This is a genomic window from Actinoplanes sp. NPDC051494 (genome assembly GCF_044454705.1).
In the GTDB taxonomy this organism is placed as follows: domain Bacteria; phylum Actinomycetota; class Actinomycetes; order Mycobacteriales; family Micromonosporaceae; genus Actinoplanes.
In genome coordinates this window covers 369,006-376,445 of sequence record NZ_JBITDZ010000011.1, presented here as the reverse complement: position 1 = coordinate 376,445, position 7,440 = coordinate 369,006, and the positions used below count along the sequence as shown (strand labels likewise).

Sequence of the window (7,440 nt, the reverse complement as noted above, 5' to 3'; positions counted from 1 at the left end):
ACGCCGCCAGCGTTCGTCCTGAGCCAGGATCAAACTCTCCAATAAAATCCATGGAAAATCATCCTGGCAACAATACAAATTGTTGCCAAAGGAAAACCAAACCAATCCGAAGACCAGCCTGGCTAAAACCAATTGGCACTGGCTTATCTAGCACCCTGTTGAGTTCTCAAAGAACAACCACACACCGTTCGAAACTTCCTTTTCAGGAAGACCCGCTCGGGGCAACCGCTCAAACCTACCCGGTCAACCTCGCCAGCGCAAGACCTAAGTCTTGGAAGATCCGGAGACCTTCGTGGCATTGCCCGAATTTTTCCGCGCCAACGTCTGCCCCTGCCGGGGTTGTCGTTTCATCGGATGGTCCTGCAGGCCGTCCGGAGATCACTCAGTGATCGATCCGCTCGGTTCCCTGTAGGCCCGGACTACATTACCCGGTCGTTCTCGTTGGCGCAAATCCGGTTTCCCGCTGCCAACCTCGCCCGGACTCTCATGAGCGTAACGCTTTCTGAGAGCTGCCTCAGGAGACTCAGCGGATCGGTAACTTTCGTCCCGTTCCGTCCGGGTTCCCGTCTGGCAGAGAGAAAGTTACGGGACTCCCCACCCGAAACGCAAATCGACACCCGTCCCAGTCACGCCGATCGGTGCGGGTCCGTGCCACAGTGGCAGACATGGTTGGTGAACCGGCGCTCGCCGCCGACGCCCTGTTCGACTTGCTGATGCCGGCATCGCAGCTGCTCATCGGCATTCTTGTGCTGGCCGCTGTGGTGGTCTCGGTGCACCGCCTCGTCATGCGGGGCCCCTCACGCATGGGCGGAGCGATGCTGATCGCCGGCGGAGCTGTGGTCTGTCTCGCTGTCGTGAGCTATCTGGTCCAGTCCTTCTGAACGATCCCCCGCGGGCGTCAGAGCCGGCGATTGGCCAGGCTCGGCAGGATCCGGCGGATGTCCTCGAGGCGGGACAGGTCGAGGTCCGCGGTCACGATGCCCACGGTGTCCGGGGCCTGCGCGAGGACCGTCCCCCATGGATCAATGATCATGCTGCGGCCGAAACAGGTCCGGGACGGCTCGTGGTCGCCGATCTGGCCGGCCGCCAGCACGTAGCACTGGTTCTCGATCGCACGCGCACGCAGCAGGACCTCCCAGTGGTCGCGTCCCGTGTGCGCCATGAACGCCGCGGGCACGACCAGGACCTTGGCCCCGTCGACGGCCAGGCGGCGGTACAGCTCCGGGAAGCGCAGGTCGTAGCAGATCGTCAGCCCGGTCGGGACACCGTCGATCGGCGTGACCACGGTCCGCTCCCCCGGGGCGACACTGCGGGACTCCTGGTAGGAGACCCGTCCCGGGATCTCCACGTCGTACAGATGAATCTTGCGGTAGGTCTCCACCAGCGCGCCGGAGGGATCGAAGATCAGCGAGGTGTTGTAAGTGCGACCCTCGTCCGGGCCGGTCTCGTGGAACGAGCCGGCGTGCACCCAGATCCCGAGCTCGCGGGCCGCCTCGGCGAAGAACGCCGCCAACTCGCCGTCGACCGGCTCAGGCTTGGGAAGCCCGGCGCCGGGCCCGAGATAGTCGACATACTCGGGAAGGACCGCGAGGGTCGCTCCGGCCGCGGCGGCGCGGCCCAGCAGATCACGGGCCACCGCAAGATTTTCGGTACGGTCGTCGCGAGCGTTCAGCTGGCATACGGCAACGCGCATACCCCTCAGGGTACGGCCGGAGCGGCCCCGTTGAAACGCCTGGCGAGCACCACCTCGGCACCGACCGGGGTGTAGCCGGCCGCCAGGAACGCCCGCAGGCTTGAGGCGTTGCCGGGCGCTATCTGCGCCCACACCGGCCGGTCGTCCGGGACGAGATGGCGGGCGGCGGTGGCCAGCGCGCGACCCAGCCCTTTGCCGCGGGCTTGTTCGTCCACTTCGACGCCGGTCTCCCAGCGGCCGGCGAGCCCCCGGCCGACGGTCAGGATCGCGGGCCCGTAGGTCCAGGCGCGGACCTCGGTGCGGAAATGGTGTGCCCGTGCCACCCGGCGGTGGTCGCTGCCCTGCAGTTCGGTGAGCTCGATCGGCGGGTCACCGGGGAGCGGGGTGGCGAGGACGAGCGCGTCGAGGCTGTCGGCGGCCAGGCGCAGGCGTTCCTCGAGGGCGGAGAGGAACGACGGGGCCAGCGGTGCGCCGAGGTCGCCGTCGCCCATCCAGGAATCGAGCCATGGACGGTCGATGTCCGCCGCGACGACGATATGGCCCGGGAACGACACCACCGCCGCGCTGTGGGGCGACGGCGGTGGCACCAGAGACAGCCAGGGGGCTGCGGGAAGCCAGTGACCGGACTCGACCCGGGACACGGCTTCCGACAGCGTCTGGGGCGCTGTCAGGCGGACTTCTCCTCGCGGCCGCGAAGGGGACGCCGGCCCGCGAACTCGCGCGGGACGATCGTCGGGATCACGTTCTCGACCACGACCTCGCGGTTGATCACGACCCGGGCGGCATCCGGGTTGCTCGGGACCTCGAACATCACGTTCTGGAGGACTTCCTCCATGATCGCGCGGAGGCCACGGGCACCGGTGCCGCGGAGCATCGCCTGATCGGCGATGGCTTCGAGAGCGCCGGTGTCGAACTCCAGCTCGACACCGTCGAGCTCGAAGAGCCGCTGATACTGCTTCACGTAGGCGTTGCGGGGCTCGGTGAGGATCTTGATGAGCGCCTCACGGTCGAGGTTCCGCACCGTGGTGATGACCGGCAGCCGGCCGATGAACTCGGGGATCAGGCCGAACTTCAGCATGTCCTCGGGCATGACCTTGCTGAAGATGTCATCGGTGTTGCGCTCGGAGACCGAGCGCAGATGCGCGCCGAAGCCGACCCCGCCCTGTCCGACCCGCGACTCGATGATCCGGTCCAGCCCGGCGAAGGCCCCACCCACGATGAAGAGCACGTTGGTGGTGTCGATCTGGATGAACTCCTGGTGCGGGTGCTTGCGCCCACCCTGCGGCGGGACGTTGGCGACCGTACCCTCGAGGATCTTCAGCAGTGCCTGCTGCACACCCTCGCCGGAGACGTCCCGGGTGATCGACGGGTTCTCGCTCTTGCGAGCGATCTTGTCGACCTCGTCGATGTAGATGATGCCCTGCTCGGCGCGCTTGACGTCGTAGTCGGCGGCCTGGATCAGCTTGAGCAGGATGTTCTCGACGTCCTCACCGACATAGCCGGCTTCGGTCAGCGCCGTGGCGTCCGCGATGGCGAACGGCACGTTGAGCATCCTGGCCAGCGTCTGCGCGAGGTGCGTCTTGCCGCAGCCGGTGGGGCCGATGAGCATGATGTTGGACTTGGCCACCTCGACGTCGCTACCCGCTCCGGGGGCGCCGCTCGATTCGGCCTGGATCCGCTTGTAGTGGTTGTAGACGGCGACGGAGAGGGCTCTCTTGGCCTGTTCCTGCCCGACCACGTACGTGTCGAGGAACTGGCAGATCTCCATCGGCTTGGGAAGTTCTTCCCACTTCACTTCGCCGGTTTCCGCGAGCTCTTCTTCGATGATCTCGTTGCAGAGGTCGATGCACTCGTCGCAGATGTAGACCCCAGGGCCCGCGATGAGCTTCTTGACCTGCTTCTGCGACTTCCCACAGAAGGAGCACTTCAGTAGGTCGCCACCGTCGCCGATCCGTGCCACCTACGTTCTCCCTGCGCTCATCGGCCGGCTGTCACCACCGGCCCTCGGCTTGAGGACGATCGCCCTCAACGCCAGAACATCGTCTTGCACGGTTCATCGTTCTGAACGGTTCATCGTCCTGCACAGTTCAACGTTCTGCACAGTTCATCGTCTGCCGACGGGCGTAACTGAGGTTGCCGACTCGACGTTACCCGCAAAGGGGCAGTTCTCCGACCCCCCAAAACGGGCGTGTCAGGGGCCAGTCAGTCTAGCGTGCTCCGACCTGCCCCTGACATCACGTGCTCCGCACCCGTTCCCGCCTCGGCGATCACCGAAACGGGACCGGGAGTGCCGTTCGCGTCAGTTACCGGCGCCGACGCCCTGCAGGCTCTTCTTACGGGTCGCCAGCACGGTGTCGACGATGCCGTACTCCTTGGCCTCGGCGGCCGTCATGATCTTGTCGCGGTCGACGTCCTTGCGGACCTGCTCCTCCGGACGGCCGGAGTGACGCGAGATCAGCTCCTCCATCTGGCTGCGCATCCGCAGGATCTCGCGGGCCTGGATCTCGATGTCCGAGCCCTGCCCGTAGCCGCCCTCGGTGGCCGGCTGGTGGATGATGATCCGCGAGTGCGGGAGCGCCATCCGCTTGCCGGGGGTGCCACCGGCGAGCAGCACCGCTGCCGCGCTGGCCGCCTGGCCGAGACAGACCGTGCTGATGTCCGGACGGACGTACTGCATCGTGTCGTAGATCGCCGTCATGGCCGTGAAAGAGCCACCGGGCGAGTTGATGTACATCAGGATGTCGCGGTCCGGGTCAGCGCTCTCGAGCGTGAGCAGCTGGGCCATCACGTCGTTGGCCGACGCGTCGTCCACCTGCACGCCGAGGAAGATGATCCGGTCCTCGAACATCTTGTTGTACGGGTTCGACTCCTTCACGCCGTACGACGTGCGCTCGACGAACGAGGGCAGGACGTAGCGGTTGTGCACCGGAGCGAACCCGGGAGGCATCGTCAGGTCGGTCATAATTCAGCTCCTCAGTTCAGCGTTCCGGCGCCCTCGGGAACCTGTGTGGCCCCGGTGATCACCTTGTCGATGAAGCCGTAATCCTTTGCCTCCTCGGCCGTGAACCAGCGGTCCCGGTCGGAGTCGGCCTCGATCTGCGCCTGGTCCTGGCCGGTGTGGTGAGCCACCCGCTCCTGGAACATGCGCTTGGTGTACAGCATCTGCTCGGCCTGGATGGCGATGTCGGCGGCCGTGCCACCCATGCCACCGGACGGCTGGTGCATCATGATCCGCGCGTGCGGGAGGGAGTAACGCTTCCCCTCGGCGCCGGCGCAGAGCAGCAACTGCCCCATCGACGCGGCCATACCCATGGCCACGGTGGAGACGTCGTTGTCGATGAACTGCATCGTGTCGTAGATCGCCATGCCGGAGTAGACGGAACCACCCGGTGAGTTGATCCAGAGGTTGATGTCGCGCTCCGGATCCTCCGCGGAGAGCAGCAGCAGCTGAGCGCAGATACGGTTGGCGACCTGATCGGTCACCTCACTGCCGAGGAAGATGATCCGTTCGCGCAGAAGGCGGTTGTAGACCGAGTCGTCAAGATTGCCACTGAGGGAGTCACCACGCAGCGTGGGACTGGCTGGGATGTGCAGATCGGTCATTGCAGCCCTTCACAGCTGACTGTGTCGGCCGAGGTTCCGGCCGGCAGGTTGTCCGTCGTACGACCAACCTAACCGGTCGAATGCGCATCAGCTTCCCGCTCGGGCAGGTGTTCGCTGACAGCGCATCGGCGCCGGCGGAATACCGAAAGGGGCCGCCACTGACGCGGCGGCCCCTGCACGGTGAACCTCAGTGGTTGTGACCCGCGTGGTCGTCCTCGCTGGCGGCCCGGAGGTCGTCGAGGGTCAGGACATTGCCTTCGGCGTCCTTCATCTCGACCTGCTCCATGACGTTGGCGAGCGCCTTGCCCCGGCGCACGTCGCCGAACACGGCCGCGGCCGAGCCCGACTGCACGAGCTGGTCGTAGTACTGCTGGGGCTGCATCTGGGCGCGCTGCGCCCGGTGCACGATCTCGTGACCGAACTCGTCGTCCGAGACCTGGATGTCCTCGGCGTCGGCGATGGTGTCGAGCAGCAGCTGGATCTTGACACCCTCGGTGGCCGCCTCGGCCAGCTCGGCGTCGATCTGCTCCTCGGTCTTCTCCTCGGAGGCGAGGTAATCCTCCAGGGAGGCGCCGATGCGCTCGAGCTGGTCGGTCATGGCCTGCTTGCGACCCTCGACCTCGTCCTTGACGATGCCCTCGGGTGCGGGGATCTCAGCGGCCTCGACGAGCTGCTTGAGCGCCTCGTCACGGGCCGCGTAGATCTGCTCGACCTTCTTGACCTTGCCGAGGCGCTCCTTGAGGTCCGCCTTCAGCTCGTCCAGGCTGTCGAACTCGCTCGCCATCTGCGCGAACTCGTCGTCGATCTCGGGAAGCTGCTTGTCCTTGACCGAGCGCACGGTCACCGCCACCTCGGCGTCACGGCCGGCGAAGTCGCCGCCCACGAGCTGGGTGGTGAAGTTCGCCTCGGCGTCGGCGACGAGGCCGACCAGCACCTCGTCGAGACCCGGGAGCAGCTGCTTGCTGCCGACCTCGTGGGAGATGTTGGTGGCCGAACCACCCGGCACCTCTTCGCCGTCGACGGTCGCCTTGAGGTCGAGCTGAACGTAGTCGCCCTCCTCGGCCGGGCGGTCCACGGTCTTCAGGGTGGCGAACCGCTCCCGCAGGCCGTTGATCTGCTCGTCGATCTCGCTGTCGCCGATCTCGACGGCCGGCACCTCGACCTTGATGGTGCTCAGGTCGGGAATCGCGATCTCGGGGCGCACGTCGACCTCGGCCGTGAACTTCAGCGGCTCGTTGTCGGCGAACTCGGTGATCTCCACCTCGGGGCGGCCCAGCGTCTTGACGTCGTGCTCACGCACGGCGGCCAGGATCTGCTGCGGGATCGCCTCCTGCACGGCCTCGTTGAGGACCGCGCCACGGCCGACCCGCTGGTCGATGACCGCAGCCGGGATCTTGCCGCGACGGAAGCCGGGGATCTGCACCTGAGACCCGATCTCGCGGTACGCCTTCTGCAGGCTGGACTTCAGCTCGTCGAACGGCACCTCGATGGCGAGCCGCACCCGGGTCGGACTCAGAGTCTCGACGGTGCTCTTCACAGGCGTACTCCTTGATGGATCTCTTCGTGTCTGATGTAAGTCGGGGTGGCGGGATTTGAACCCACGGCCCCTCGCTCCCAAAGCGAGTGCGCTACCAAGCTGCGCCACACCCCGAGGCCGCAGGCAAGTGTATGCGGTCGGCCGCACGCCGTGTGCCGCGGCGTCGCCTCGGTGCGCCAGGAGGGGTAACCCGGTCGCTGGGAGCGGAAGGTTTCCAGTAAGCTAGCCATGGCACCGAGCGCTGAAACCGAAGCAACCGGTGCCATGCGGGCGTAGCTCAATGGTAGAGCTTCAGTCTTCCAAACTGACTACGCGAGTTCGATTCTCGTCGCCCGCTCAACTCTGGGACTCCCTTGTCAGCGAAGTGCGCTGACCTGGGAGTTTCGCCATATCTGCGATGGGGGCCGAGCCCCCAAACCCCCACGGTGCGGGGTCGTTGTGGGTGGGCCTGTTGATCTTGCGGGCCATCGGCGGGGCATTGGCGTGCCATTCCGTACCCGGTCCCCGGACCTGTGATTCTGGGATCTGTTGACATGGGGCCGTGGTCTCCTGGGTCGCGCTCGTGGCACTGGTGGATTCGATTCCTGGCCCAAATTGTCGGCGGAGA

At 65.9% G+C, this 7,440-nt stretch carries 7 protein-coding genes and 2 tRNA genes; 2 read left to right on the top strand and 7 right to left on the bottom strand.

What is annotated here, in order from left to right; all coding sequences use genetic code 11:
• The first annotated feature begins 665 nt into the window (after positions 1-665).
• Positions 666-881, top strand: a complete 216-nt coding sequence (locus ACIA6A_RS32880) for a hypothetical protein (RefSeq protein WP_396101849.1) — start codon at positions 666-668, stop codon at positions 879-881.
• Positions 882-898: 17 nt separating this feature from the next.
• On the opposite strand, the gene ACIA6A_RS32875 is transcribed toward ACIA6A_RS32880, so the two are convergent.
• From ACIA6A_RS32875 to ACIA6A_RS32845, 7 genes are all read right to left on the bottom strand, one after another.
• Positions 899-1,693, bottom strand: coding sequence for a carbon-nitrogen hydrolase family protein (locus ACIA6A_RS32875; RefSeq protein WP_396101848.1), 795 nt, complete (start codon positions 1,691-1,693; stop codon positions 899-901).
• A gap of 5 nt (positions 1,694-1,698) precedes the next feature.
• Positions 1,699-2,250 carry a GNAT family N-acetyltransferase gene (locus tag ACIA6A_RS32870; RefSeq protein ID WP_396101847.1) on the bottom strand — a complete coding sequence of 184 codons (552 nt, stop codon included), beginning with the start codon at positions 2,248-2,250 and terminating at the stop codon, positions 1,699-1,701.
• Between the two features lie 110 nt (positions 2,251-2,360).
• Positions 2,361-3,653: an ATP-dependent Clp protease ATP-binding subunit ClpX gene (gene clpX / locus ACIA6A_RS32865; RefSeq protein ID WP_396101846.1), complete on the bottom strand. Its 1,293-nt coding sequence runs from the start codon at positions 3,651-3,653 to the stop codon at positions 2,361-2,363.
• Positions 3,654-3,992: 339 nt separating this feature from the next.
• Complete coding sequence (locus ACIA6A_RS32860) at positions 3,993-4,655, bottom strand: ATP-dependent Clp protease proteolytic subunit (RefSeq protein WP_396101845.1); 663 nt, start codon at positions 4,653-4,655, stop codon at positions 3,993-3,995.
• A gap of 11 nt (positions 4,656-4,666) precedes the next feature.
• Positions 4,667-5,296: an ATP-dependent Clp protease proteolytic subunit gene (locus ACIA6A_RS32855; RefSeq protein ID WP_396101844.1), complete on the bottom strand. Its 630-nt coding sequence runs from the start codon at positions 5,294-5,296 to the stop codon at positions 4,667-4,669.
• 187 nt (positions 5,297-5,483) lie between these two features.
• Entirely contained in the window at positions 5,484-6,833 is a 1,350-nt protein-coding gene (gene tig / locus ACIA6A_RS32850) for a trigger factor (protein ID WP_396101843.1), read from the bottom strand.
• 40 nt (positions 6,834-6,873) lie between these two features.
• Positions 6,874-6,947: transfer RNA gene (locus tag ACIA6A_RS32845), tRNA-Pro, on the bottom strand.
• A gap of 152 nt (positions 6,948-7,099) precedes the next feature.
• Between ACIA6A_RS32845 and ACIA6A_RS32840 the strand changes: the two genes are divergently transcribed.
• Positions 7,100-7,170: transfer RNA gene (locus tag ACIA6A_RS32840), tRNA-Gly, on the top strand.
• The last annotated feature ends 270 nt before the right edge of the window (positions 7,171-7,440 follow it).